This is a genomic window from Streptomyces sp. WM6372 (genome assembly GCF_001279655.1).
Taxonomy (GTDB): domain Bacteria; phylum Actinomycetota; class Actinomycetes; order Streptomycetales; family Streptomycetaceae; genus Streptomyces.
Map to the genome: position 1 here is coordinate 70,874 of NZ_LGDB01000201.1, position 24,404 is coordinate 95,277.

The 24,404-nt window shown below is 68.9% G+C and carries 29 protein-coding genes; all 29 read left to right on the top strand.

The window, feature by feature from the left end; genetic code table 11:
• The first annotated feature begins 36 nt into the window (after positions 1–36).
• Complete coding sequence (locus tag ADK52_RS25500; protein WP_053692165.1) at positions 37–2,382, top strand: SGNH/GDSL hydrolase family protein; 2,346 nt, start codon at positions 37–39, stop codon at positions 2,380–2,382.
• A gap of 60 nt (positions 2,383–2,442) precedes the next feature.
• Positions 2,443–2,799, top strand: coding sequence for an HNH endonuclease (locus ADK52_RS45085; protein WP_078988588.1), 357 nt, complete (start codon positions 2,443–2,445; stop codon positions 2,797–2,799).
• 265 nt (positions 2,800–3,064) lie between these two features.
• On the top strand, positions 3,065–3,529 hold the full coding sequence (locus tag ADK52_RS25505; protein ID WP_053692166.1) for a phage terminase small subunit P27 family: 465 nt from the start codon (positions 3,065–3,067) through the stop codon (positions 3,527–3,529).
• A 52-nt stretch (positions 3,530–3,581) separates the two neighbouring features.
• Entirely contained in the window at positions 3,582–5,213 is a 1,632-nt protein-coding gene (locus ADK52_RS25510) for a terminase large subunit (RefSeq protein WP_234344227.1), read from the top strand.
• Between the two features lie 21 nt (positions 5,214–5,234).
• The gene (locus tag ADK52_RS25515) at positions 5,235–5,459 is read left to right on the top strand and encodes a hypothetical protein (RefSeq protein WP_053692168.1); all 225 of its coding nucleotides are present in this window, start codon (positions 5,235–5,237) and stop codon (positions 5,457–5,459) included.
• Positions 5,459–7,393 (top strand): phage portal protein, encoded by a 1,935-nt coding sequence (locus ADK52_RS25520; protein WP_053692169.1) that lies wholly within the window; start codon positions 5,459–5,461, stop codon positions 7,391–7,393. Before ADK52_RS25515 ends, ADK52_RS25520 begins: the two co-directional genes overlap by 1 nt.
• A gap of 1 nt (position 7,394) precedes the next feature.
• Complete coding sequence (locus ADK52_RS25525; RefSeq protein ID WP_078988589.1) at positions 7,395–8,258, top strand: HK97 family phage prohead protease; 864 nt, start codon at positions 7,395–7,397, stop codon at positions 8,256–8,258.
• A 15-nt stretch (positions 8,259–8,273) separates the two neighbouring features.
• Entirely contained in the window at positions 8,274–9,593 is a 1,320-nt protein-coding gene (locus tag ADK52_RS25530) for a phage major capsid protein (RefSeq protein WP_053692170.1), read from the top strand.
• A 12-nt stretch (positions 9,594–9,605) separates the two neighbouring features.
• A complete protein-coding gene (locus tag ADK52_RS25535; RefSeq protein WP_053692171.1) occupies positions 9,606–9,818 on the top strand; it encodes a hypothetical protein in 213 nt (70 codons plus the stop codon).
• Complete coding sequence (locus ADK52_RS25540; protein ID WP_053692172.1) at positions 9,815–10,162, top strand: hypothetical protein; 348 nt, start codon at positions 9,815–9,817, stop codon at positions 10,160–10,162. The genes ADK52_RS25535 and ADK52_RS25540 overlap by 4 nt, the downstream gene beginning before the upstream one ends.
• On the top strand, positions 10,152–10,694 hold the full coding sequence (locus ADK52_RS25545; RefSeq protein WP_053692202.1) for a hypothetical protein: 543 nt from the start codon (positions 10,152–10,154) through the stop codon (positions 10,692–10,694). The genes ADK52_RS25540 and ADK52_RS25545 overlap by 11 nt, the downstream gene beginning before the upstream one ends.
• Positions 10,694–11,035 carry a hypothetical protein gene (locus ADK52_RS25550; protein ID WP_053692173.1) on the top strand — a complete coding sequence of 114 codons (342 nt, stop codon included), beginning with the start codon at positions 10,694–10,696 and terminating at the stop codon, positions 11,033–11,035. The genes ADK52_RS25545 and ADK52_RS25550 overlap by 1 nt, the downstream gene beginning before the upstream one ends.
• 9 nt (positions 11,036–11,044) lie before the next feature.
• Positions 11,045–11,326, top strand: a complete 282-nt coding sequence (locus ADK52_RS25555; protein ID WP_053692174.1) for a hypothetical protein — start codon at positions 11,045–11,047, stop codon at positions 11,324–11,326.
• The gene (locus ADK52_RS25560) at positions 11,323–11,763 is read left to right on the top strand and encodes a hypothetical protein (RefSeq protein WP_053692175.1); all 441 of its coding nucleotides are present in this window, start codon (positions 11,323–11,325) and stop codon (positions 11,761–11,763) included. Before ADK52_RS25555 ends, ADK52_RS25560 begins: the two co-directional genes overlap by 4 nt.
• 37 nt (positions 11,764–11,800) lie before the next feature.
• The gene (locus ADK52_RS25565; RefSeq protein WP_107090171.1) at positions 11,801–12,583 is read left to right on the top strand and encodes an Ig-like domain-containing protein; all 783 of its coding nucleotides are present in this window, start codon (positions 11,801–11,803) and stop codon (positions 12,581–12,583) included.
• A gap of 72 nt (positions 12,584–12,655) precedes the next feature.
• Positions 12,656–13,000 carry a hypothetical protein gene (locus ADK52_RS25570; RefSeq protein WP_053692176.1) on the top strand — a complete coding sequence of 115 codons (345 nt, stop codon included), beginning with the start codon at positions 12,656–12,658 and terminating at the stop codon, positions 12,998–13,000.
• 3 nt (positions 13,001–13,003) lie between these two features.
• Positions 13,004–13,342 (top strand): hypothetical protein, encoded by a 339-nt coding sequence (locus ADK52_RS25575; protein ID WP_053692177.1) that lies wholly within the window; start codon positions 13,004–13,006, stop codon positions 13,340–13,342.
• Between the two features lie 209 nt (positions 13,343–13,551).
• Positions 13,552–13,758, top strand: coding sequence for a hypothetical protein (locus ADK52_RS41745; protein WP_053692178.1), 207 nt, complete (start codon positions 13,552–13,554; stop codon positions 13,756–13,758).
• A 19-nt stretch (positions 13,759–13,777) separates the two neighbouring features.
• Entirely contained in the window at positions 13,778–17,233 is a 3,456-nt protein-coding gene (locus ADK52_RS25585) for a phage tail tape measure protein (RefSeq protein WP_053692179.1), read from the top strand.
• 3 nt (positions 17,234–17,236) lie between these two features.
• Positions 17,237–19,468 carry a hypothetical protein gene (locus ADK52_RS25590; protein WP_053692180.1) on the top strand — a complete coding sequence of 744 codons (2,232 nt, stop codon included), beginning with the start codon at positions 17,237–17,239 and terminating at the stop codon, positions 19,466–19,468.
• A complete protein-coding gene (locus ADK52_RS25595) occupies positions 19,468–20,568 on the top strand; it encodes a DUF5047 domain-containing protein (protein ID WP_053692181.1) in 1,101 nt (366 codons plus the stop codon). Before ADK52_RS25590 ends, ADK52_RS25595 begins: the two co-directional genes overlap by 1 nt.
• A complete protein-coding gene (locus tag ADK52_RS25600) occupies positions 20,565–21,167 on the top strand; it encodes a hypothetical protein (protein WP_053692182.1) in 603 nt (200 codons plus the stop codon). The genes ADK52_RS25595 and ADK52_RS25600 overlap by 4 nt, the downstream gene beginning before the upstream one ends.
• Before the next feature lie 12 nt (positions 21,168–21,179).
• Positions 21,180–21,833 carry a hypothetical protein gene (locus ADK52_RS25605; protein ID WP_159046028.1) on the top strand — a complete coding sequence of 218 codons (654 nt, stop codon included), beginning with the start codon at positions 21,180–21,182 and terminating at the stop codon, positions 21,831–21,833.
• A 59-nt stretch (positions 21,834–21,892) separates the two neighbouring features.
• Positions 21,893–22,552 (top strand): hypothetical protein, encoded by a 660-nt coding sequence (locus tag ADK52_RS25610; protein WP_053692184.1) that lies wholly within the window; start codon positions 21,893–21,895, stop codon positions 22,550–22,552.
• A gap of 2 nt (positions 22,553–22,554) precedes the next feature.
• The gene (locus ADK52_RS25615; protein ID WP_053692185.1) at positions 22,555–22,812 is read left to right on the top strand and encodes a hypothetical protein; all 258 of its coding nucleotides are present in this window, start codon (positions 22,555–22,557) and stop codon (positions 22,810–22,812) included.
• 11 nt (positions 22,813–22,823) lie between these two features.
• Positions 22,824–23,180: a hypothetical protein gene (locus tag ADK52_RS25620; RefSeq protein ID WP_053692186.1), complete on the top strand. Its 357-nt coding sequence runs from the start codon at positions 22,824–22,826 to the stop codon at positions 23,178–23,180.
• Positions 23,181–23,615, top strand: a complete 435-nt coding sequence (locus ADK52_RS25625) for a hypothetical protein (RefSeq protein ID WP_053692187.1) — start codon at positions 23,181–23,183, stop codon at positions 23,613–23,615.
• Entirely contained in the window at positions 23,605–23,958 is a 354-nt protein-coding gene (locus ADK52_RS25630) for a hypothetical protein (RefSeq protein WP_159046029.1), read from the top strand. The genes ADK52_RS25625 and ADK52_RS25630 overlap by 11 nt, the downstream gene beginning before the upstream one ends.
• A 16-nt stretch (positions 23,959–23,974) precedes the next feature.
• Positions 23,975–24,286: a hypothetical protein gene (locus tag ADK52_RS25635; protein ID WP_053692189.1), complete on the top strand. Its 312-nt coding sequence runs from the start codon at positions 23,975–23,977 to the stop codon at positions 24,284–24,286.
• Positions 24,287–24,404 lie beyond the last annotated feature (118 nt).

Genomic DNA, 24,404 nt, shown 5'->3' on the forward strand with positions numbered 1-24,404 from the left:
CACGGCGCGGCGGATCCACCCCGAGGGAGGTCCGCCATGCCGCTGCCCGACGACGTCCAGACCGTCACAGTCGTAGACGACCGGGCCCACCCCGACGGCGGACCCATGCGCGGCAAGGTCATCTTCCGGCCCCGCGTCCGCACCGTCACCTCGACCGAGCACGGCCTGATCGTCATGGGCGATGCCGTAGGCGAATGGGTCAACGGCACCCTCAGCGTCGAACTCCTCGCCGGAGACGCCGACGGCTTCACGCCCACCGGGTGGACCTACGAGGTCATCGAGCGGCCCTACGACGCGGCCAGCGACGGCTACGACATCCTCCTCGCCGCGAGCCTCGGGCCGACCGTCAACCTGTCCACGCTCGCACCGGCCAGCCCGGCACAGGGCGACTACGTCACCGTTCCCGGCCCTGCAGGGCCCCAGGGACCTGCAGGGCCGACGGGCGCTACGGGCGCCACCGGCCCCCAAGGGCCGACTGGAGCGACGGGAGCGACAGGGGCCACCGGACCGCAAGGACCCGCGGGCCCTGCGGGAGCCGACGGAACTGACGGAATCGACGGAGCGGCGGGCCCCCAAGGGCCGCAGGGCGATCCCGGACCGACAGGACCCACGGGGGCCACAGGCCCCGCCGGAGCTGCAGGCGCCACCGGCCCCCAGGGCAACCCGGGCCCGACTGGAGCCACCGGCCCCGCAGGCGCCACGGGGGCCACCGGAGCGACGGGGCCCACCGGGCCGACCGGCGCGACCGGAGCGCAAGGCCTCCAGGGTGTTGCCGGCACAGACGGAGCAGGAATCCGCACCGCGGAAGCCCGCATCACCGACGGCGCCGTCGTCGACCTGACGTCATCCACGCCGTGGATCATCGCCACGACCTCCGTAGGCACCCCGCTCCAGTGCTCCATCCCCGCAGCCGCCGGAGACCGCATCCGCGTACACCTCTCGATGATGTACGTCGGCGCCCACTTCATGGACCTGGCCCTGCTAACCAGCGCCGGAGCCATCGCCCAATACGGAGCCTCCGGCACAGCGTCGCCGCTGACCGAAGGAGCCCCCGAGCTCTACCCGAGCGTCAGCTTCTCGAAGGCCGCGTCAGCCGGCATGTTCACCGTCGCTGCGGCGCACATCACGAGCACCGGCATGGTGACGATCGCGCTCGCCCACTCCGGGACGTCCTCCGGCAAGGTCTACGCGAACACCGATTACCCGTGGCGGATGCTCCTCGAGAACCTCGGCCCGGCACCCGCGCCGACGTCGATCAGCGTCGCCCAGACCGGCACGCCCAGCGCCGGCTACATCAAGTACGCGCCTGCGGGCGTCGCCCTGGCGGGTTCCGACGTGACCGGCCCATTCCGCTACCTCAGCGCTACGGGCTTCCAGATCGGCTCTGGAACGCCGGACAGCAGCAACGTCCTACCGATCAGCCGCTACCCCAACACCCGCGGCACCCTGTCCAGCTCCCAATCGGTCTGGTCTGTGGAATTCGGGACCGACGCGACCGCTCTGCAGCTCCGCTTCAACTACCAGAGCGCAGGCTGCTACCGGCTCACCGTGGACGGCCGCCGCTACACCGACCTCATGCAGCCCATAGGCGGCATCACGCCGGGCAGTACTCACCTCATGACCGTCAACCTCGGAGCAGCCCAGCCGAGGGTCGTGCGCTTCGACTTCTATACGGTGCCCTTCGGGGGGGTTCACCTTCCCCCAGGGGCGATCATGTGGTCCACGGCTACGCGCCCAGGCCGCTTCATGGCCTTCGGTGACAGCCTCTCCGACGGGTCCAGCTTGAACACGGGAGGCGGAGCAGGCACCTGGGCGGCCAAGACGGCCTCCCTGCTCGGCTACGACAACTGCTGGAACGAAGCGCGAGGCGGAACCGGCTACATCACGGCTGGCAGCTACGCCACCCTCGCCAACCGCGTCGCCACCGACGTCATCGCCAACGCCCCGACGAAGCTCATCGTCTGGGCTGGCTACAACGACAACGGAGGCTCCCAGCCGGCCATCTCGGCAGCCGCGGCAAGCCTGTACGGCACCATCAAGGCCGGTCTGCCCAGTGCAGCGGTCTACGTCATCGGCTGCTGGTCGCCAACGGGGTCTCCAGGAGCGTCGCTCACCAATACGGACGCCACCCTGAGGGCGGCAGCCGCCGCAGCGAACCTTCCGTTCATCAGCCCGATCACAGGGGGCTGCTACGACGCCTCAGGGACGCTCATAGCGACCCACGGGGCATGGATCACGGGTACAGGGCGCGTAGGGGCCACTACGGGCACTGGAAACGCTGACACGTACATAGGTATCGACGGCGTTCACCCCACCGATGCAGGGCACGCGTACATCGCCAGACGCATCATGGCAGCCCTCCAGGAGATCACCCCCTCCTAGGAGCCAGGAGACACCCCACCCCCCTTCAAGGGGGCAGGGGGTATCTGGAGGGGAGGGGGTATGCCGACCTCACCCCCCTCGCGGTGCGGGGATCCCGAGTGCCAAGAGCTGACCACGCAGGGCAGGTGCGAGGCTCACCAGAGGAAGGCATGGGTCAACAAGTCCAAGGCTTGGGGCTCAGGCAGCACACGCAAGTGGCGCACGTTCAGGGCTCAGAGACTCGAAGCAGAGCCTCAGTGTCGATGGTGTGGGTCGAGGATCGGTCTCGAAGTCGATCACATCGTCCCTCTGTCTGAAGGGGGCTCGAAATGGGATCCCGCGAACGTCCAGACGCTGTGCAAGGCTCATCACGAGGTCAAATCAGCCCAAGATCGACGTCGGAGGACGCGTCCGGACGGTCCAGGGCTCACCTTTTGACCCTGTACAGGGCTCATTTGAGGTGAGAAAATGGCCTCCGGATCTTCGATTTTGGGGCCTCTGAGAGCCCCAAATCGGCTCCCGAGAGCCCGGATTTGACCCCGGGAGGACCCCCAGGAGGGGGTAGGGGAGTCAAAATCACCAAATCGGACATCCTGGACAGCGCCGCGGTGAGCTGGGAAGGCGCACGCTCAGAACGGCCATAGGGGGATCAAGCCCCTGACCTGCGATAACGCTAAGTGACTGGTTCCAGGGGGTGTTGACCATGCCCCGGACCGCCAAGCCGGCAGGGCTCAAGCTCATCGAAGGCCGCTCGACCGGCCGGGACTCCGGTGGCCGCAAGGTCAACTCCGGGCCCGACTTCAAGCGCCTACCTCCCGAAGCCCCTGACTGGCTGTCGCCTGAGGCGGCTGCCGAGTGGGACCGGGTCATGCCGGAGCTGTCCCGCTTGGACCTCGTGAAGGAGTCCGACCGGGCTTCGCTCGCCGCTTACTGCGAGGCGTGGGCCACGTTCCGGGAGGCGACGGAGACGGTGCAGCGAGAGGGCCTGACGATCGAGGCGCGGCAGGGAACCCTGGCGCATCCGGCCGTGGCCATCGCGCGGGCGGCCGGCCGGGAAGTCCGCTCGTGGGCTGGGCACTTCGGGCTGACGCCGTCCACGGAGCAGGCGCTGGCGCGAAGCGGGGGCGACGATGGCGACGAGGCGAACCCGTTCGCCGGATCCGGCTGACCTGGGGATTTCCCCGGAGGTCGCCTGGTATCTGCAGGACCGTGGGATCCCTGTGCCGGACTGCCCGCCGAAGATCCAGACACCCAACCCTGGCGAGGCGCCGGGCGCAGTCTTCGACCCGACGAAGGTCGACAAGGTCCTGCAGTCCTTCCACCTGCTGCGTCACACGCAGGGCAAGTGGGCGGGCAAGCCGCTGGACCCGGACCCGTGGCAGGTCGCGTACATCCTGGCGCCGGTGTTCGGCTGGGTCCGCTGGGACGACGAGGCCGAGGGCTACGTTCGGATCGTCCGAAAGCTGTACGTGGACGTGCCCCGCAGGAACGGCAAGACGACTCTCAGCGGCGGCATCGCCGTGTACCTGATGGCGGCGGACTCGGAGCCGGGCGCCCAGGTGTACGCGGCGGCCACGTCGGAGAAGCAGGCCCGGTACACGTTCGACCCGATCAAGACGATTGCGGAGCGGGCGCCTGCGCTGAAGGGAAACGTCAAGGCGTTCACCAAGAAGATCACGCACCCGGCGTCCGGCTCGTACTTCACCGTCGTCTCGTCGGTGGCAGAGGCTCTGCACGGCGCCAACGTCCACGGCGGGATCATCGACGAGCTGCACGTCCACAAGAGCCCGGACCTGGTGGAGACGATCGAGACGGGTACCGGTTCCCGCCGGCAGCCGCTGGTCATCATCATCACGACGGCCGACGAGGGCAAGCAGGAGTCGATCTACGACCGGAAGCGGCAGTACATCGAGCAGCTGGCGCGCGGCGCCCTCCACGACCTCGACACCTACGGCGTGGTCTGGGGTGCTGGCGAGGACGACGACCCGCATGCCGAGGCGACGTGGCGGAAGGCCAACCCGGGCTATGGGGTGAGCCCTTCGGCGGCGTACCTGCGCGGCGCGTCGGCGGAGGCCCAGCAGTCGCCGGCCGACCTGGCCAAGTTTCTGCGCCTGCACCTGGGCATCCGCACCAAGCAGACCACCAGGTTCTTGACGCTGGATGCCTGGGACCGCAATGCGGGCATGGTCGACGAGCGGCGTTTCGAGGGGCGGGAGGCGTATGGCGGTCTGGACCTCGCGAGCACGTCGGACCTCTGCGCGCTCTGCTGGCTGTTCCCGGACGACAAGACTGGCACGCTGGACGCCCTGTTCCGCTTCTGGACGCCGGAGGACAACCTCCGTGCCTTGGACAAGCGGACCGCGGGTGCGGCCAGCCGGTGGGTACGCGAGGGTTTCCTGGTGGCGACGCCGGGGAACGTCGCGGACTACGACTGGATCAAGGAGCAGATCCGCCGCGACCGGGATTTCTTCAAGGTCAAGAGCATCGGCTACGACCCTTGGAACGCCTCGCAGCTGACCAACGACCTGGTGTCTGAGCGGGCGCCGATGGTCAAGGTCCGTCAGGGCTTCGCGACGATGTCGCCGGTCCTGAAGGAGATCCAGCGGCTGACGCTACAGGGGACGCCGGAATCTCCGGCGCTTCGGCACGGCGGCCATCCGGTGGCCCGTTGGTGCGTCGACAACCTGGCCGTGGCGATGGACCCGGCCGGCAACGTGAAGCCTGACAAGGCGAACTCCGGCGACAAGATCGATGGCGTCTCGGCGCTCGCCACGGCTATGGCCGAGGTTGTCGCCCGGCCCCCGCGGCGGAAGTCCCGCTACGCGGACGACGAAGAGATCATGGTCGTGTAGCGGCCGCCGAGAGGGGGCCGCATGTTCGCCTGGCGTCGTACCGCGGTACGCAAGAGGGTCGTCGTCAACCTGGCTGACAAGGCGTTCAGCGGCGTTCTGTGGGCCAAGCGTGGCCCGCTGCTGGTCCTGCGGGATGCCGAGCTGCTGGAGCCTGGTCGATCCCCCCACCGCATGGACGGCGAGGTTGTCATCGAGCGGCACCGGATCGAGTTCACTCAGGTTCTCTCGGCGGGCGGTGGCGGCTGATGGCGTTCGTGGTCTCCTCCGGCCAGCTCGCCGTCACCGGCGCTGGCGTAACTCCCGGATACGCAGCGATGACCCTGCCGGCGATGCCGTGGGAGTACGAGACGATCTGGCGTACCCAACCCCAGGTCCGCACGGTCATCGGCTTCCTCGCCCGGAACATCGCGCAGCTGGGAATCCACACGTTCCGCCGGGTGAGCGACACCGACCGGGAGCGGCTGACGGATCATCCGCTGGCGAAGCTTCTAGCATCCCCGATGCCCGGCATGACGACGTACCGCTTCGTCGAGCGGATGGTCTCCGATATCGGCGTGTACGACCACTGGTACGGGATCAAGCTGAAGCTCGACGGCCAGCTCCGAATCCTCCCCGTCCCGCCTTCCTTGATCCGCCCGCACGGGGGCAACTGGATCGCACCGAAGTACTACGAGACGGCGGGAGGCCGCGACTTCGCGGTCGATGAGGTCGTCCACATTCACGGCTACTCGCCCGACAATCTGACCGTCGGCTCCTCGCCCATCGAGTCGCTGCGTGATCTGCTGCTCGAGTCGTCCGAGGCGGCCCGGCAGCGGTCACAGATGTGGAAGGGGGGCGCCCGTCTGACGGGTGTCCTGCAGCGTCCGATGGATGCACCCGACTGGGGGGCCACGGAGAAGACCCGCTTCCGCGAGATGTGGCGGACGTTCTCTCAGGGCGGCGGCGCCGAGGGTGGCACGCCGATCCTTGAGGACGGCATGACCTACGTGCCGGTGGGATTCAACCCGGAGCAGGCCCAGTACATCGAGGCCCGCAAGCTGACCCGTGAAGAGGTCTCGGCGGCGTACTTCATCCCGCCGCCGCTGATCGGGATCCTGGACCACGCCACCTACTCCAACATCAAGGAGCAGCACGCCCACCTGTACCAGGACACGCTCGGTCCGTGGATGGTGATGCTGCAGCAGGAGATCGTGGCGCAGATCCTGCCCGACCTGCCCGGCGACAACAGCGATGTCTACTGCGAATTCAACATCGACGCGAAGCTACGCGGCTCTTTCGAGGAGCAGGCGGTCGCCGCATCAACGGCTACCGGCCGCCCTTGGATGACGGTCAATGAGACTCGGGCCCGGAACAACCTTCCGGCGATCGATGGCGGCGACTCGCTGATCACTCCGATGAACGTGACTGAGGGCGGCCTCGCGTCGCCGCGGGACACGGCGCCGGATCCGGCGGCGCTCCCAAAAGCGCGGGGCCTGGCGCTGGTGAAGAGCGGCAGGCCGGCTGACCTGGGAACCGCGGGCACCGAGGGCGACGCCCTTGCGACGTCGCTGGAGAAGTGGACCAAGCGAGCAGCGGACAAGCTACTCGCAGCTGCCGGTGTGAAGGCCGGCGACATGCCTGACCTGCTGGCGCTTTGGGCTGCCGGATCGAAGGACCGGATCGCCCAGCTTGAGGCCCTCCTCGCTGACCACGGCTACCGCATCGCACAGGTCGGCGCCTGGGAGGTCCTGAACGCCTGGAATCCGGAGGCCGAGAACTGGTCGGCGGACGTGATGCTGGCCTGGATTCTCGCGGCCGCGCACACGCACGCGGAGCAGCACGAGGAAGCCGGACGCAAGGCCGTGGCCGCCGTGCAGGAGCGTGGCGGCGACGGCTGGCGCGAAGGCCTGCAGGGCGCCGCATCGTCCTGGGGCTCGGCGGCCGTCCTGCGCGCGGCGACAGCTTCAACGGAGCTCCGCTCGTTCGGTGGTCACGATGCCGCCTCGGCGTCCGGTCTGACGAAGAAGATCTGGCGTACCGGTGGCCGCAACCCGCGGCCGTCCCACAAGGCCCAGGACGGCCAGACCGTCAGCCTCGACGACGTCTTCTCCAACGGCCTCCGCTGGCCGGGCGACGGCCAGGGCAAGACCGATGAGCTCGTCAACTGCAACTGCACTCTCGACTATGCGAAGGAGGGATGACGTGCGCACCAAGGATTTCACCGCCAGGGTGAAGGCGGCGGGCGTCGCCGACGGGCTGGCCGAGGGGCAGTTCGTCGCGATCGTCAGCGTGTTCGGCAACGAGGACAGTGTCGGCGACGTCGTCCGCCCGGGCGCGTTCACGGAGACCCTGGCCGAGTGGGGCGAGAAAGGCGACCCGATCCCCGTGATCTGGTCCCACGCCTGGGGCGACCCGTTCGCCCACGTCGGTGTCGTCGTCAAGGCAGTCGAGACCCTGCAGGGACTTGAGGTCACCGGCCAGATCGACGACCTCGACACCAACCCGACCAGCGCCCAGGTGTACCGCTTGCTGAAGGGCCGGCGCGTCACTCAGTTCTCCTTCGCCTACGACGTCAAGGAAGGCGCCTGGGTCGAGGATGAAAGCCACCGCTACGGCGGCTACTACGAGCTCCGCCGCCTCAAGCTCCACGAGGTCGGCCCCTGCCTGGTCGGCGCCAACCAGGAGACCGAACTCCTCGCGGCCAAGGCCCACGGCCTGGCCCGCGGCGCGAAGGCCGGCCGCGTTCTCAGCCAGGCCAACTACGACTCCCTCTCCAAGGCGCACGCCGCCATCGGTGAGGTACTCGCGGCGGCAACGCCCGAGAAGAGCAAGACCGAAGAGTCCGGCCAGCAGGAACCTCCCGCCCCTGACGGCAGCCAGCCGTCGGAACAGCCGGAGATCCAGCCCGCCCAGGACCTCAAGGCAGAACCCGCCCCCAGCAGCACAGAGGAAGAGTCCACGCCAGACCCCCGCGAAGCATCCGCAGAGGATGCCGCCAAGGTCGGTGCCGCCCCCTCCCGCCTGCTTACTCGCCTGGATCTCGACCTGCTCGAGCTGGGCGCTTAACCGGAACGAGGAGACATGACCGTCAAGATTGACGAGCTCACCGACCAGATCAAGCACCACCTCACCGAGGCCCGCGCCATCGCCGCGAAGGCGGAGGCCGAGGACCGGGACTTCCACGACGACGAGCGCACCGCGCTCAACGAGCACATGGCCAAGGCCACCGAAGCCAAGGACAACCTGGCCAAGGCCAAGGGCGACGCCGGCATCCGGGCTGCTCTGGCCGATCTCGGCGACGGCATCGCCCTCAACGAGAAGAAGTCTGGCGAGCGGCGCACGCCCAGCGGGCTGATCGTGCCCGACGAGAAGACTTCGCTCGGTGAGCACTTCGTGAAGTCCGCCGAGTACGCCGCCCTGATGGGCACCACGGCGAACGGCCAGTTCGGCGCCAAGCAGCGCGTCCAGTCCCTGCCCGTCGGCTACAAGAGCCTGGTCACCGGCCTGTCCGACACGTCCGCGGGCGCGTTCGTCACCAACGACATGCGTGGCCTGCAGGTGGCGCTGGATTCTTTCCAGCGTCCGCTGCGCCTGCGCGACGTCGTCACCAACGGCACGACCACGTCGGACACCGTCGAGTACGTGCGGATGACGTCGACCACCAACAACGCTGCCCCGGTGGCGGAGGCCACATCCTCGGCCGCGCCGACCGCTCCCGGCGGAGCGGGCGCACTGGTCAACAACGCAGGTGGCGGCTACAAGCCCGAGTCGGCGCTCGCCGCCGCCAAGGTCACCACGCCCGTGCGCACGATCGCGCACTGGATCCCGGTCACGAAGCGGGCCCTGTCGGATGCCGCGCAGATCCGCACGCTCATCGACGCGTTCCTGCGCTACGGCCTCGAGGAGGAACTCGAGGACCAGATGATCTCGGGTGACGGGACCGGTGAGAACTTCGAGGGCCTCGGCAACGTCTCCGGCGTGCAGGCGCAGGCCTGGGACACCAACGCGCTCACCACCGCCCGCAAGGCGAAGACGAAGGTCCGCACCGTGGGCCGATCGATCGCCAACGCGTACCTCCTCAACCCGGCGGACCTGGAGACGATCGACCTCCTGCAGGACAACGAGGGCCGGTTCTACTTCGGCGGCCCGTCCGGCGTCGGGTCTGCGTCCGTCCTGTGGGGCCTGCCGGTCATCGAGACCGAGGCCGTCCCCGCCGGCACCGGCTACGTGGGCGACTTCCGCAAGGCCGTCCTGTGGGACCGCGAGCAGGCATCGATCCAGATGACCGACTCGCACGCGGACTTCTTCGTCCGCAACCTCGTCGCGATCCTCGCCGAGATGCGGGCCGCGTTCGGTGTCCTGCAGCCCAACGCCTTCGTCGAGATCGACCTGACCGCGTAAGGAGGGCTCGACATGGCTTACCTGAACGCAGGAGCCGGCGCTGCCCGAGAGGGCAAGCAGACCGCAGCGGTAGCCGACGCGGCCGCCGCCACCTCCGTGGTTGCTGCAGGCGCCAACCCGACGAAGGCCGAGTACGACGCCCTGCGCGCCGACTACCTGGCACTCCGTACCAAGGTCAACGCGCTGCTCGCCGCGATGCGGACGTCCGGCCAGCTTGCGCCGTGACCCTGTTCACCCGGCAGACGGCCAGAGGGCGGTGCCCGTGCGGCTCCGAACACGCGACGTGCGGCCCGCCCTCGACCGTCACGCCCTTCGGTCAGGACATTGAGGAGGTGGCCGCGATGCGCGGGCCGCTCAGGAAGTATCGGTACGTCTCAGCCGGCGGTAGCGAGTCCGTCCTCAAGCTGAGCGCGGAGGACGCCGAGCGCCACGGCCTGTCCGACGAGGACCTCATCGAGTCGGGCAGCAGCGCGAAGGCGGCTTCCCCGGATCCGAACAAGGCGCGACCTGCCGCGGCCAACAAGGCGCGTGCGCCTCGAGGCAAGGGCGGTGCGGGTGGTGGCGACTGACACTCCGCTGGCCGATCCCGCAGAGCTGGCCACCTGGCTCCGCGTTCCGGCCGACGATCCTCTGCTGCTGGCAACCCTGCGCTCTGCGTCCCGCCGTTTCCGGGGCGCCGTCCGGCACGAGGTCAACCTCGTTGAGGGGGACGAGGTGGTCCTCGACGGCAATGGGCGAGAGTCCCTGCTCCTGCCGGTCTGGCCCACCGTCGCCGTCACAGCTGTTCTCCTGGACGACGAGGGGCTCGTCGCGGGCACCGACTACTCATGGTCGGAGGCGGGCATCCTGCGCCGCCTGGACTGCCAGGTGTGGCCGGCCCGCCTCCGATGTCTCAAGGTCACGTACAGCCACGGCTGGGCGGAGATCCCCGAGGACATCGCCGATGCGGTGATCGAGCAGGCCCGCGCTGCTTTCAGGTCCGATCCAGGCGTCAAGTCGAAGGCGGTCGGCGGGCAGTCGGTGACCTTCGAAACGGGCGTCACCAGCTCGTGGTCGGATGCCGTGAGGCGCCATCAGGTGCAGACCGGGAGCGACACCTGATGATGTTCAACCAGTCGCTGGTGCGGGTGCGCGCGGGCACGCGCACAGACCGCGGCGGCAACACGGTCCCCGACTGGGGCACCGCCACCCGGATCACGGTGACCCGCGTCAACATCCAGCCCAGCGTCCAGCAGGAAGCCCACGACGAGACCCGCACGTCAAAGATCACCGGCTGGCACGTCCAATCCGACGAGGGCACCAGCCCCGACATCCGGGCCGACGACCGCATCGAGTGGGACGGCATGACCCTCGAGGTCGACGGCGAGGTGGCTCGCTGGCCGGACCTGTTCACCGACTCCGTCCATCACGTCGAATTCAAGATGAAGCGAGCCACCGGATAGGAGGCGGCCATGCTGGAGAAGTTCGAGCTGGATAGTGCCGGCGTCCGCGAACTCCTCAAGGGCCAGGCGGTCCGTGAACTGGTCGACGGCTACGCCCAGCAGGTCGCCGACAACGTCAAGCCGCTGGTTCGCCCGGGCGTCCCAATCGAGGTGCGCCGGTACACGACGGACCGCGGCGCCGCCACGGTCGTTGTGGCCGACGTCCGCGGCATGGCGTGGCAGGCACGCGACGGGATCCTCACCCGTGCAGCCGCGCAGGCTGGCCTCGAGGTCAAGGCCGTGGAGCGATGAAGCCGCTCGTCGTCTTCGGTGACGTCCAAGCGGCCGGCGCGTCTGTACTACGGGCGGCGCTGGCCGGGAGGCCGGAGGGGTTCGTGGACGGTGTCACGGTCGGCACCCGGGTTCCCGGGGACCGCTCGCCCGAGACGCCGCACCTGCCCTACGTCATGGTCCGTAAGGACTCCGACTTCCCGCACTCCTCGATGGCCAACGCGCGGTGCACGCTGCGGGTCACCGTCTGGCATGAGGACGACGACCAAGCGCACGACCTGGCGATGCTCTGCCAGGCCTTGCTGCTGGTGCACTCCGGATCGGTCATCCGCGGCGTCCGCCCCGGGACCGGCCCGATGCCAGCGGTCGACGAGGGCGCGGAGCGAGCCGCCTCCGGCATCGACCTCTCCACGTTCACCGTGCTCGCCAACGTCAAGCCCCAGGTGCTCAGCGCCTGATCTCGTCCGCCGAACTGCGACGACAACCCTTTACCCAATGAAGGAGGACGCCGTGGCCGGCGACCCGCTGAAGGCAAATCTGTGGACGGACGCGGACGTCTACATCTCGCCCAATCTCTCCGCGACCCTGCCCGCCAACGCCGGCACCCCGTTCGGTGTGGACTGGGATCTGGTCGGCCTCCTCGATGGAGACGACGGCTTCCCGGAGTCCCGCGACGAGGACACCGACGACAAGTTCGCGTGGGGCGGCATCCTCGTCCGTACCAGCCGCAATCACTTCAAGCTGACGAAGTCGTTCACCGCGCTTGAGGACAACGACACGACGTTCTCGCTGCTGTGGCCTGGGTCGACGTCCTCGCAGATCATCGTGCCGCGACCGGCGAAGGTCCTCGTCGCGTTCGAGACCCGCGAGGGCAGCAAGGTCCGCCGCCTGATCAGCGCGAACTACGCGGAGATCTCACTCGACGGCGACCACGGCGAGAACGAAACCGACCTCGAGTCGATGACGTTCGTCGCGACGATCTACCCCACCGGCGGCGGTGTCCTCTTCGACCGGCAGGGCACGCCGACGATGACCGCCCTGGACGTCGCTCCCGCAACCAAGACCCTCGCGGTCGGAGCGATCGGCGCACTCACGGCGACCGCGACCTACGACGACGCTTCCACCGCCGATGTCACCGCGTCTGCGTCGTGGGTGTCGTCCAACCTGACCAAGGCGACTGTCGCCTACGGCTACGTGACCGCGGTCGCCACCGGCTCCGCGACCATCACGGCCAGCTACGGCGGCTTCTCCGACACCTGCGCGGTGACGGTCAGCTGATCGCCGGGGCGCGGAAGTTCTGTCGCGGTTCGGCCGCGCCCCGGTGCACCACCCGAACCGCGAGGAGGCCCCGTGCCGATCAGCTACACCGACCAGCAGATCCACGACAAGGCTGTGTCTCTTGGCCTCATCCAGGATGGCGCCGACCTTCCCCGCCATCTGCGCGGCAAGGTCGTCGCCGCCATGGCCTACGGCGACGCCGCCGAACGGCATCAGGCCCCCGAGCCGCAGCTCGCCCAGGAGATCGTCATCCACGGCAGCTCCATCCTCGTCGACGGCGAGCACTTCCCGTGGCTCGTCGCGGCGCAGCCGATGGACATCGGCCTCAACCCCGACGGAGTGAGCACCGTCCGTCTGACCCTGATGGCCGCCTCCGTGCAGGTCATCCGCCCCGAACCGCGACCCGAAAGCGAGTGACCCATGGCCACCCGAACCGCGACCACTCCGGACAACCAGCCCTTCGACTTCAACCTCGACGCTGTCGAATCCGAGGTCGCACTCACGCCGTTCCGCGTCCACTACAAGGACCGGCGCTGGGAGTTCGCGCACCTCGAGAGCCTGGACATCTGGGACCTCGTGGAAGCCGCAGAGGGCGGCGAGATCAAGGCGATGATCGGCGTCTTCCAGATCTCCCTCGCCGACCAGTGGACCGACTTCCGCAAACTCAAGCTCCCCCAGTACAAGATGAAGGCCCTGTTCTCCGCCTACCGCAAGCACTGCGGGCTGGAGCCGGGGGAATCCGCGGCCTCCGGGAACTGATCCGGAGGCACGGCCGAGCCCTCGAGGCGGACCTGCCGGCGACCTATCCCGGCGTCCGCCTCCGGCATCTCTACACCGGCGAGCTCACATGGCGGGAACTGGGCTCCCTCGTTCAGGGCCTCCCACCAAACTCGCGCCTGAGGACGGCCCTGAACGAGGGGCGGAACGAACCGACCCCTGAGGCGGTCCTGCTGGCCGACGTCTTCGACATGCTCCAGAACGTCGACTGGCACATCGTCGCCAGCAACGTCGACAAGAAGTCCAACCTGCCGAAGGCGCCCAAGCCCTACCCGCGCTGGTGGTTGCAGAGTGCCCGCGCAAAAGCCACCGGCGGAGACCGATCCGCACGGCTTGAGGCCGCCCGTACACGCAGGCGCGAGCGCGCCGAGGCGATCGCCGCCGGCCGCATCGCCTGACCAGACTGGGGGTGGCCGGGTGCCGAACGTCGGCTACGCAACGATCCAGATCATCCCCTCCGTTCGCGGTATCGCCGACGAGCTGCGCAGCCAGCTCGTCGGCCCGTCCGAGGATGCGGGCGGGGACGCCGGCGAAGCCGCGGGCGGCAACCTGAAGGAGAAGCTGCTCGTCGGCGTTGCCGCCGCCGGCGCGGCTGCGGGCGCGATCCTCATCGCGGGGATCACGGAGGCGATCGAGCAGGCGAACATCACCTCGACCCTGCAGGCCCAGCTTGGCGCGACCGGTAAGGATGCGGCCCGGTACGGCAAGGTCGCCGGTCAGCTGTACAGCAAGGGCATCACGGAGTCCTTCGAGCAGGGCGCCGAGGCGATCCGATCCATCGTCAACGCAGGCCTCGTCACCCCGGATGCGACGAACGCGCAGCTCGAATCCCTCTCCGCCAAGATGTCCGACGTCGCAACGACGTTCGGGCTCGACATGTCACTGCAGACGCAGGCCGTTGCGGCCATGTTCAAGAACGGCGTGGCGCCGTCCGCCGAGGACGCGCTCGACCTGATCACGACCGGATTCCAGAAGCTGGGCCCCAACGCCGAAGACCTCCTGGAGACGTTCCAGGAGTACTCGATCCAGTTCAAGAAGCTGGGCATCGACGGCAAGGAAGCGATCGGCCTCTTCAACCAGGGGATCATCGCTGGCGCCCGGGACACGGACATCATCGCGGACGCGTTCAAGGAGTTCGGCATCCGCGCGATCGACATGTCCCAGTCCTCGCAGGACGCGTACAAGGCGATCGGTCTCGACGCCGAGGCGATGAGCCTGCAGATCGCGAAGGGCGGCGACGAGGCAGGCGACGGCCTGCAACTGGTTCTCGACAAGCTCCGGGAAATGAAGGACCCGGTCGAGAGGAACGCCGCCGCGGTCGGCCTCTTCGGTACGCAGGCCGAGGACCTGGGTCAAGCTCTGTTCGAGCTGAACCCTTCCGAGGCGACGCTCGCATTTGAGAGCGTGACAGGCGCGGCTGACGAGCTCGGGAAGACGATCCACTCCGGGCCGAGCCACGAACTCGAGGTCTTCGCCCGCACGATCAAGCAGAACTTCATCGACTTCCTCAGCACCGAAGCGCTGCCCGTCGTGCTGAACGTGGCGAAGGCCTTCAACCGTGACCTCCTGCCGCCCATCACAGCCGTGGCCTCCGCGGTCGCGGCGGTGCTGGTGCCTGCCCTGAAGGGGCTCTTCACGGTGGGCATCGCCGTCATCGGCTGGCTGCGCGAGTGGGGTGTCTGGCTGCTCCCGGCGGCCATCCTCGTCGGCGGCCTCACCCTGGCGCTGAACGCGCAGGCCATCGCGACCGCGGCCGTGACCGCCGTGTTCTCCATCTACCGTGGCGCAATCCTGCTCGGCACTGCGGTGACCAACGGGTTCGCTGCGGCGCAGGCGGTCCTCAACGCAGTCATGGCGTTGAACCCGATCACCCTGATCGTGATCGCGCTCGTCGCCCTGGCCGCGGCGATCGTCATCGCCTACAAGAAGTCCGAGACGTTCCGGGCCATCGTGCAGGCAGCTTGGGTCGGGATCCAGACAGCCGCCCTGTGGGCATGGAACAACGTCCTCAAGCCGATCTTCGACGGCCTGGTCATCGCCTTCAAACTGGCCGCGGCGGGAGCTCTGTGGCTCTGGAACAACGGCATCAAGCCGGCCTTCGGGCCGATCGTGACCGCCGCCCAGTACCTCTGGACGATCGTCGCCACGGCCGTCCTGACACCCCTCTACCTCCTGTTCAAGCTGGTCGGCGCCATCGCCCTCTGGCTGTACGAGTCGGCGGTGAAGCCGGCGTTCTCCGGCATCGTGGCGGCAGCTCTGTGGCTTTGGGGCGGGGCCAAGGTTGCCTTCGATGGTTTCATGACGCAGATCCGAGCGGTCGGTTCAGCGGCCATGTGGCTGTGGATGAATGCGATCAAGCCTGCGTGGGACAGCATCGCCGCGGGCGCAATGTGGCTGTGGACGAACGGCATCAGGCCCGTGTTCAACAGCATCATGGCTGGTGTGCGCCTCGTCGGCGACGGAGCCGTGTGGCTCTGGCAGAACGCCATCAAACCGGCGTGGGACGGAATCGGAACCGCGATCAAGTGGGTGTGGCAGAACTGGATCAAGCCGGCCTTCGACAACGTCTCGAAGGGCGTTGGCTACGTCCGTGACTCCTTCGACACGGGGGTCAGCGCGATCGGCCGCATCTGGGAGGGGCTGAAGGACATCACCCGCAAGCCCGTCCAGTTCATCATCGACACCGTCTACAACAACGGCATCCGCAAGGTATGGAATCAGGTTGCCGACTTCACCGGCGCTGGCAAGCTCGGCGTTCTCACCTTCGCCACCGGCGGCTCCGTCTTCGGCGCTGGCACCGCGACCTCGGACTCCATCCCCGCACTGCTCTCCAACGGTGAGCACGTGTGGACGGCCGCCGAGGTGCGGGGCGCCGGCGGTCACGCGGCGGTCGAAGCTCTCCGAGCACAGGCGGCGCGAGGCGGTTCGGCCTTCGCGAGGGGCGGCGCCGTCGGCATCCCGCGATACGCCGACGGAGGTGTCGTCGACTGGCTGTCCGGGAAGGCCCGCCAGATCGGCGGCGCCCTCATGGACGGCATCGAGTTCATGACCAGTCCGAGCAAGGCCTGGGACGTTGCGACCCAGTTCATCCGCGACCAGATCGGCTCCAACCTGACCGGCTCGCAGTGGGCGCAGGCACTCAGCCAGTTCCCCATCAAGATGCTGCAGGCGCTGAAAGACAAGGTCGTTGCCGCCGCCGAGGGGCTGATCGGCGGCTCGGCCTCCGGCAGCGTCGCCGCAGCGATGGGCTTCGCCCGCTCGCAGGCCGGCAAACCCTACCAATGGGGCGGTGCGGGCGACCCGTCCTGGGACTGCAGCGGGTTCATGTCCGGCATCCAGAAGGTCATCCAGGGCCTCAGCCCCGGCGGCCGCCTGTGGAGCACGTTCTCCTTCCAGGGGGACACGGCTCCGGCCGGCTGGAAGCGCAACCTGCAAAGCCCATTCATGATCGGCATCACCAATGACGGAGTCGGCCACACCGCCGGCACCCTCGCCGGCATGAATGTGGAGTCCCGCGGCGGGGACGGCGTCGTCGTAGGTGCCCGCGCCCGCGGGTACAACTCGCCCCTGTTCCACGACCGGTACGGCTTCGCGCCCGCTCTCCGGAAGTACGACGACGGCGGCTGGCTCCAGCCAGGAGTCACCACCGCGGTCAACGCGACCGGCCGGCCCGAGGCCATCCTCACCGCCCCCCAGTGGCAGGCGGTCTCTTCGCTGGCGGCGGCCAATCGAGGGCTCGCTGCCGGTGACCACCTGACCCTCGTCGTCGACGGCCAGGAGTTCAACGCTTACGTGGACACCCGGGCAGATGCCCGCGTGGTGGGCGGGATGCGCCAGCTGCGTCAGACAACCCAGCCTGGACGGAGGGGGTAACCGATGGCGATCCCCGGGAACATGCTGTCGCTGGTCACGGAAACAGTCGATCCGAACACGTCGGGCTGGCTGGCGAAGCTGAACTGCACGATCTCGAAGGGCACTGGCGGACGGTCGGGGGACGGGACTCTGCGCCTGTCCTCGACCGCCGCTGGCGAGATGCAGGCTCGCACGTTCTCCTCCTACCCGGTCACCCCCGGGCAGGAGTACCAGGCGTTCGCGGACGCCTCCGGGGCCACGGTCCCGGAACGGATCGGGCTGCGCTGGATGAACGTCTTCAACGCGGAGATCAGCATCACCTGGTCCCTGTCCACGGCCACGGCATCGGCGACCTGGCATCGGATCGCCGTCTCCGGGACGCCGCCGCTGGGAACGTCCGACGTGCAGGTGGTGGTCTCGGCAACCCCGGCGGCCGGCAGCGTGGTCAACCACTTCGAGAACGTCTACCTGGGTGTGCCGATGCGCACCACAGGCAACCTGCTGTCGGCGGACGCGGAGGGCGTTGAGCACGCCACCCTGAAGTGGGTGGCGGAGACGAACTGCAGCGTCGCCCGGCAGGCGCCCATGGTGTCGTGGCCGGTCGACTACTACCTGGCAGGCGGCCAGGTACTGGCACTGACCGTGACCGCCAACGGCAACGCGGCCGCCAAGGTGACCGAGAAGCCTGCCGCGACTGCGGGCGTCGAGTACATGGGGCGGTGTTACCTCAGCCCGCCGACGTCCGGGTCGACTGTCTGGGTGGAGCTGCGGTTCTACACGGCTGCGGATGTCCTGCTGACCGCGACCCGGTCGAACCTGGCGGCGCCGGGTACCGGCTACTACGAGCAGCGGGTATCGGCGGCCGCGCCGGCTACCACCGCCTACGCGACGCTCGCTGTCGGTATCACCTCGGGCACAGCCGCCCAGGTGATGCGTATCGACGGTGCCGTCATCGCGGCCGCGCCCGTGATCCGCCAGGGCAGCATCATCCCCTACGCCGACGCCTCCTTCGAAAGGGACGTCGCTGGCTGGACCACGACGAGCGGCGTCGCGACGCTGGCCCGGTCCACACCATGGGGGGCTTACGCCATCGACGGCGCCTACTCCCTGACCGTGTCGTCGGCGACGGCCACCGCGAGCACCATCCGCAGCGCCCGATTCCCGGCCGGCTCTGCGGCGGGAAAGAGCTTCCGGCTGCAGCTGTACACGAACGTCACAGCAGGCGGCTGGACGATCCAGCGACACATCCGCTGGTACGACGCCGCGAACAACAGCCTCGGCTTGACCTCGTCGACGTCGGCGGCTGCGCCTACACCGGACTGGTGGGTGCTCACGCACAGCGGGACGGCGCCGGCGCTGGCCACGCAGGCGGCGGTAGAGCTGACCCTGACGGCGACGGCTACCTCGTCGGCGCTGCGGATCGACGCCGTCCAGGTGTGGGAGGCGCTGCCCCTGATCGAGGTGGCAGGCGACGATGCGACCGCGGTGGTGACGCTGACCTTGCGAGAGCTGACCGTCGGCTACCTGCTGACGGTGTGGCGTGTCACCGCAGACGGAACCCGGACTCTGGTCCGCGGCTCGTCAGGCCTGATCCAGAGTGAGACGATCGCCGCGGACCAGTACATCATCGAGGACGCCGAGGCCCCGCTCGGGGTGCCGGTGACGTACTACGTGGAGATCGCGGACAGTGTCGGCGCAACCCCCGAGGCCCGCACCAGTGACAGCGTCACCCTCGATCCGGGCGACGCCCAGTACGCGTGGCTGAAGGACCCGGGACGCCCCGACCGGAACATGCAGGTCATGATGGCCGAGGCCCCGTCGTGGACCCGCCCGGTCACGCAAGCCGAGTTCAGGGTCCGGCGCCGCCGCAACACGGTCGTCCTCAGTGACGTCCGCGGCGGTCTGGAGGGGACTCTCGTCGTGTACACCCAGACCGACGAGGAGCGGGCCGCCCTGCACCGGCTGCTCGACTCCGGGTCGGTGCTGCTGTGGCAGGCCGCCCCCGGCCACGGCGTCGACGACATGTACATCGCCATCGGCGCCGCCGCAGAGGAACACTCCGGGATGGCCACCGATCCGTGGCGGACCTGGCAACTGCCCGTCAAGCAGGTCGACCTGCCGGTCACTGTCGGCGTCGCAAGCTCGGCGGACCGCACCTGGCAGGACGTCCTGACCGAGAACGCGACCTGGGCCGAGGTGCTGTCGAAGTACGCGACCTGGGAGGACGTGTTCCTGGACCGGAAGATCGGAGCCTGATGTACGCCGTATCGGACCGCTTCCTGCAGGCCATCGCCGAATCGCATGACGTGGTCACCGAGGTGGTCCTGATCCGTACCGACGGCGGCGAGGAGGCACTCGCCATCGTCGGCGGCAGCGTCTCGGTGGACCGCAACCGGTCCGTGCGGCGCACCTGCACGGTCACCGTGGCCGACCCGTCCCTGATCCCGCGGACCGCCGCGGACCGGGTGAGTATCTACGGCGCCCGGCTGCGGATCAGCCGCGGCGTCCAGTACAGCGACGGCTCCCAGGAGACCGTTCCGCTGGGCACGTTCCGCATCGACGACGTCAGCGGCGACGTCGACGAGGGGCCCGTCACCATCACGGGCAACGGCCTCGAGATCGTCGTGTCCGACGACCGGTTCAGCGCCCCCTACCGGGCGACCGGCACAGCCGTCAGCGCCATCACCGCACTGATCCAGCGGTCGATCCCCACAGCGTCTGTGGTCGTCGGTTCGCTGGTTGACTCCGCGATAGCCGCCCGCACCTGGGACGTCGGCGGGGATCCCTGGGCCGCGGTCCAGGAACTGGCCTCCGTTATCGGCGCGGAGGCATACGTCGACGGCGACGCGTCCTTCGTCCTGGAGGAGCTCCCGGACGTCCTGACGACGGCCCCTGTCTGGACGGTGTCGGCCGCCGAGGGCGGCACCTACGTGCAGGCGTCACGCGGCATGAGCAGCGAGGGCGTCTACAACGGCGTCCTCGGCCGCGGCGAGAACAGCGAGGCGGGCATCGCCCCTTTCCAGGTCCTCGTCGTCGACTCCGACCCTGGCAGCCCCACCTACTGGGACGGCCCCTACGGGCACCGCCTGGACCCGACGCCGGTCACCTCGCCAGCGATCCTCACCTCGCTGCAGGCGACGCTGGCGGCGACGCTGCACCTGCGGCAGGCGCAGGCTGCGAACGCGTCCGCCGACCTGACCACGCTCCCCAACCCGGCGCTGGAAACGGGCGATGTCCTGCGAGTCGTCTACGAAGACGGCACCGCCGAGCTCCACCAGGTCGCCGCGTTCCCCGTGCCTCTGGACGTCGGCGGCGCCTTCACGATCCGGACGATCTCGGCGAAGGAGGGCGCGTGAGCTCCGTCCAGCAGGCGGCCGCAGACCTCGCTGATGTCCTCTCCCGTCAGGTTCGGCAGGCGTCCGACCAGGACCCGAGCATCCGAGGGTCGGACTGGCGGCTGGCCCTCGTCGCCTCTATCCAGGCCACCGGCACCGTCACCACGACCGATGGCATCGTCGCCCGCCGTACCGACCTCTACGTCACGCCTGTCGTCGGCGAGACGATCGTCCTCACCGTCTCCGGCAACGGCAACTGGCTGGCCCTGGGCCGCGTCGCACCCTCAACCACCGCAGGCACCTGGCAGGCGCTTACCTACAACGGCACCTGGTCAGCTTGGGGGGCACCGCACTACTCGCCGGCCTACCGCATCAACGGCGACGGCACCGTCTCCCTGTCCGGCCTCGCCAAGGCGCCCGGCTCGACCACGGGTACCTCCACCATCGCGACCCTGCCGGCCACCGCCCGACCCGCTCAGAAGGCCCGGTTCTCGACGATCGTCAACCCGGGCGTGAACGGCGCCCTTGACGTCAACACCGACGGAACGATCCAGATCACAGACTTTCCCGGTACCGCCATCTGGGCCACCCTCGACGGCGCCACATTCCGCCTCACCTAGAAAGGGGTGCATGTGAGCACCACAGACGCCTACGGGCAGGGCATTCAAGTCGCCGCGCTCACCGATGCACCCAACGCCCAGGTCCTGGCCCAAGGCCTTGCCGGGGCAGTCGGCCAGAGCAACATGCGGTTCACGAACGCGGCCGCGCGGGCGGCCGCCATCACCAGCCCGGCCGCCGGCATGCGCGCCTGGCTGGCCACCGAGAAGCTGTGGACGTACTACGACGGCAGCGCCTGGATAATCGACCGGTTCTCCGCGTTCGTGTACGCAGCATCCGCGCAGTCCGTCCCGCACAACACCTCCACCCTGGTGAACATCAACACCGCGATCCTCGACGACACCTCCGGACTCAACGTGGCAGGCAAGTACTGGCTGACGCCGGTCGCGGGCAAGTACCGGCTGACGGCCATGGTGTCGTGGGTCGCGTCGGGCGGGGGCGGCTGGCGCACGATGTGGCTCAACGACAACGGCACCCAGATCCCCGGCTCTCAGGGCGGCGCGGTCGGCGCCAACGTCGGCACCCTCCAGGAACGGACCTGCATCGCCAACCTGGCAGCCGGCCGGCAGATCACCATGACCGCACTGCAACAGTCCGGCGGCGCCCTCAGCACCGACGTACCGAGCGGCACGGCCGCGTCCATCCTGATCGAGTTCCTGCACACCTGACCCACTCAAGCCCCGGACCGTCTTGGCCGGGGCTTCCGCACGCCCAGGAGGTATCGCCGATGGGCGAGATCTGGATCCCCGAGGCCACCCGCCTTGGGGACGGCAACATCGCCGGCTCCGGCGCCATGGACACCCCAAACAACCCGCCGCGCGCCGTCTGGCACACCACGGAGGGGAGTGCCGGAACCGAGTCCGCTTTCCAGGGCACGGCCGACTACCTGATGTCCGAGAACTACGAGCCGCACATCCTGTACGACCCGCGCACCGACCGGCTCGGCCAGTTCGGCCCGCTCAACAAGTCGGCGAAGGCCCTGGTCAACGCGGGGTCTGTCCGGACCAACCGAACCGGCCTGGTGTGCATCCAGATCGAGGTCATGGCAAAAGCCGGTACCGCGTTCACCAGCTACTGGAAGCCCGGCCCCAACTTCCGCGCCCTGCTGCGGGCGATCCGGTCCTGGGGGATCCCGGACGACTGGCCGGCCGGGCGTCTCGCACAGTCGTACAGCGACGACTCGCCCCGGTCACTGGCCGTCTGGCTGTCCCGCGGCGGGCACTACGGCCACTCCAACATTCCTGGCAACGATCACTGGGATCCCGGCGCAATCGACCGCGTAGCCCTGCTGGCCGCAGGAGGCGCCCCGACGCCACCCGTAACCCCCACCCCTTCCCCCGCGCCCCGGTATCGCCGGCCGCGCGCTTACCGAGCGATCGGAGTCTGACCATGACCACGCCCCCCACCACGCCGCCCGCACCGACGTTCACCAAGCCGGCCGGCTTGATCCTCGTCAAGGGGCAGGCTCAGCAGGGCGACGGAAGGGCCGTCTTCGGGATCTGGCCCAGCGGCTACGTCCGCCGGATCACCGCCGCCGAGTACGCCCTCTGGGGCAGCCCGGCCATCGACTACTGGATCCCCGGAACATCGGACGGGGACGCCCAGTACGACCAGCTCTTCGCCTACGACAAGGCCCTGAGGGGCTGAGAGGAACCGCCATGATCTTCAAGAGAGAGCCCGCGCTCTGGTTGGGCCTGGTTGCCATCGTCGTGAAGCTCCTCGCCGCGTTCGGACTGGACGTCTCCTCCGATCAGCAGGCCGTCATCAACGCGGTCGCCGCGGCCCTCGTCGGTCTCGCGCTCGCCGTGATGGCGCACGACGCGATCGGCGCCGCCGTCCTCGGCCTCGCCCAGGCCGTCCTCGCACTCGCCGTCGGCTTCGGCCTGGACTGGTCTGCCGAGCAGCAGGCCGTCGTCCTCGCCGCCGCGTCCGCCGTCGTCGCCATGTGGGACCGGACGCAGATCACCGCCCCGGCACCGGCCGCCGCGGTGCAGCGCCCGCTCACGGGCGTGTAGGTGCGGTGCCGTGCGGTCCGGCGGCTCAGGCGTCAGCTGGGCCGCCGCGGCACCATCCTCACGAGCTACGGACTCGTCTGGCTCCTGTACGGGTACGGGCAGCTGACGATTCCCCAACCCGACCAGCGCGGGCTCCAGCTCGTACTGAGCATCCAGCCCCTGGAGTTCTGGGGCTGGTGCTGGATCGCCGCAGGTCTTGTGGCTCTTGTAAGTGCGTGGGCTCCGCCGGGCCGTGACACTGCCGCCTTCATCGTGCTGCCACTCGTGGTGGTGCCGTGGATGGTGTCGTACCTCGCCGCCTGGGCGTTCGGGGACTTTCCCCGCGGCTGGGTGGCAGCAGCCGTGTGGGCGGTGATTACCGTCCCGGTCCTCGTGGCAGCAGGGTGGCCCGAGCCGCCCCGCGCCAAGAAAGCGGAGCCACCCTATGAGTGCTGAAATGTGGGCGCAGGTCGGACTCGCGGGAGCTACCGCCGTAGCCAGCGCGTTCGCCGGACGGGCGGCGCGGAGATCGAAGCGGCAGGAGAACCGCGACGACTTCGTGGCGATCAGCGAGCAGCAAGGCAGAGCCATCGAACGCCTAGAGCGGCGCGTGGAGCAGGGCGAGACGAAGGCCGCGGCACAGCAGGAGCGCCTCGCCGAGAACGATGAGGCCATCGCCTGGGCCTTGGTGCGCATCCGAGACCTCGTCGCCTACATCCGCAAGTCCGGCGGAGAACCGCCAGCATCACGTCCCATGTCGGCCCGCGCCGCTCGTGTCCTCGAGCGCAGCGACGTGTGAGAACTGGAGTGCGAGTATGAGCGACGAAGCGCCCGCCCCGCGGCCGGCACCGCCGCGCCGCCAGCCGCTCATGGCCGATGTCGAGACGCTCGTCGACATGGGCGTCCTCGAGGAACAGCCGCAGCCGCCACCTGACGAACCGCCGGCACCACCGCCGGAGGAGCAGGCTAACGCGGCCGCCCTGGATGAGGCGCTTGCCGGAGCAGGCATCGAGCCCGAACCAGCCGACGCCGCGGCGATCGCCGAACTCGCCAAGTTGGACCCAGCCGTCGTGGACGCCATCACCAAGTGGGTCCAGCGGGAACCCGAGCCGACCGAGGAGAAGTAGGCGACCCCCACCCTTCGAGGGTGGGGGCTTTCGTCATGCCTGCCGACCGGCGCCCGCGACAACCCCGGCGCACCGAGGCCCGGTTGAGGATCGCGACCCAGATAAGATGCCATACATA

Coding starts and splice junctions, on each gene's coding strand:
- ADK52_RS25500 (WP_053692165.1), top strand. CDS start 37: ATGCCGCTGCCCGACGACGTCCAGACCGTCACAGTCGTAGACGACCGG.
- ADK52_RS45085 (WP_078988588.1), top strand. CDS start 2,443: ATGCCGACCTCACCCCCCTCGCGGTGCGGGGATCCCGAGTGCCAAGAG.
- ADK52_RS25505 (WP_053692166.1), top strand. CDS start 3,065: ATGCCCCGGACCGCCAAGCCGGCAGGGCTCAAGCTCATCGAAGGCCGC.
- ADK52_RS25515 (WP_053692168.1), top strand. CDS start 5,235: ATGTTCGCCTGGCGTCGTACCGCGGTACGCAAGAGGGTCGTCGTCAAC.
- ADK52_RS25520 (WP_053692169.1), top strand. CDS start 5,459: ATGGCGTTCGTGGTCTCCTCCGGCCAGCTCGCCGTCACCGGCGCTGGC.
- ADK52_RS25530 (WP_053692170.1), top strand. CDS start 8,274: ATGACCGTCAAGATTGACGAGCTCACCGACCAGATCAAGCACCACCTC.
- ADK52_RS25535 (WP_053692171.1), top strand. CDS start 9,606: ATGGCTTACCTGAACGCAGGAGCCGGCGCTGCCCGAGAGGGCAAGCAG.
- ADK52_RS25550 (WP_053692173.1), top strand. CDS start 10,694: ATGATGTTCAACCAGTCGCTGGTGCGGGTGCGCGCGGGCACGCGCACA.
- ADK52_RS25555 (WP_053692174.1), top strand. CDS start 11,045: ATGCTGGAGAAGTTCGAGCTGGATAGTGCCGGCGTCCGCGAACTCCTC.
- ADK52_RS25560 (WP_053692175.1), top strand. CDS start 11,323: ATGAAGCCGCTCGTCGTCTTCGGTGACGTCCAAGCGGCCGGCGCGTCT.
- ADK52_RS25565 (WP_107090171.1), top strand. CDS start 11,801: ATGAAGGAGGACGCCGTGGCCGGCGACCCGCTGAAGGCAAATCTGTGG.
- ADK52_RS25575 (WP_053692177.1), top strand. CDS start 13,004: ATGGCCACCCGAACCGCGACCACTCCGGACAACCAGCCCTTCGACTTC.
- ADK52_RS41745 (WP_053692178.1), top strand. CDS start 13,552: ATGCTCCAGAACGTCGACTGGCACATCGTCGCCAGCAACGTCGACAAG.
- ADK52_RS25590 (WP_053692180.1), top strand. CDS start 17,237: ATGGCGATCCCCGGGAACATGCTGTCGCTGGTCACGGAAACAGTCGAT.
- ADK52_RS25595 (WP_053692181.1), top strand. CDS start 19,468: ATGTACGCCGTATCGGACCGCTTCCTGCAGGCCATCGCCGAATCGCAT.
- ADK52_RS25610 (WP_053692184.1), top strand. CDS start 21,893: ATGGGCGAGATCTGGATCCCCGAGGCCACCCGCCTTGGGGACGGCAAC.
- ADK52_RS25615 (WP_053692185.1), top strand. CDS start 22,555: ATGACCACGCCCCCCACCACGCCGCCCGCACCGACGTTCACCAAGCCG.
- ADK52_RS25620 (WP_053692186.1), top strand. CDS start 22,824: ATGATCTTCAAGAGAGAGCCCGCGCTCTGGTTGGGCCTGGTTGCCATC.
- ADK52_RS25630 (WP_159046029.1), top strand. CDS start 23,605: ATGAGTGCTGAAATGTGGGCGCAGGTCGGACTCGCGGGAGCTACCGCC.
- ADK52_RS25635 (WP_053692189.1), top strand. CDS start 23,975: ATGAGCGACGAAGCGCCCGCCCCGCGGCCGGCACCGCCGCGCCGCCAG.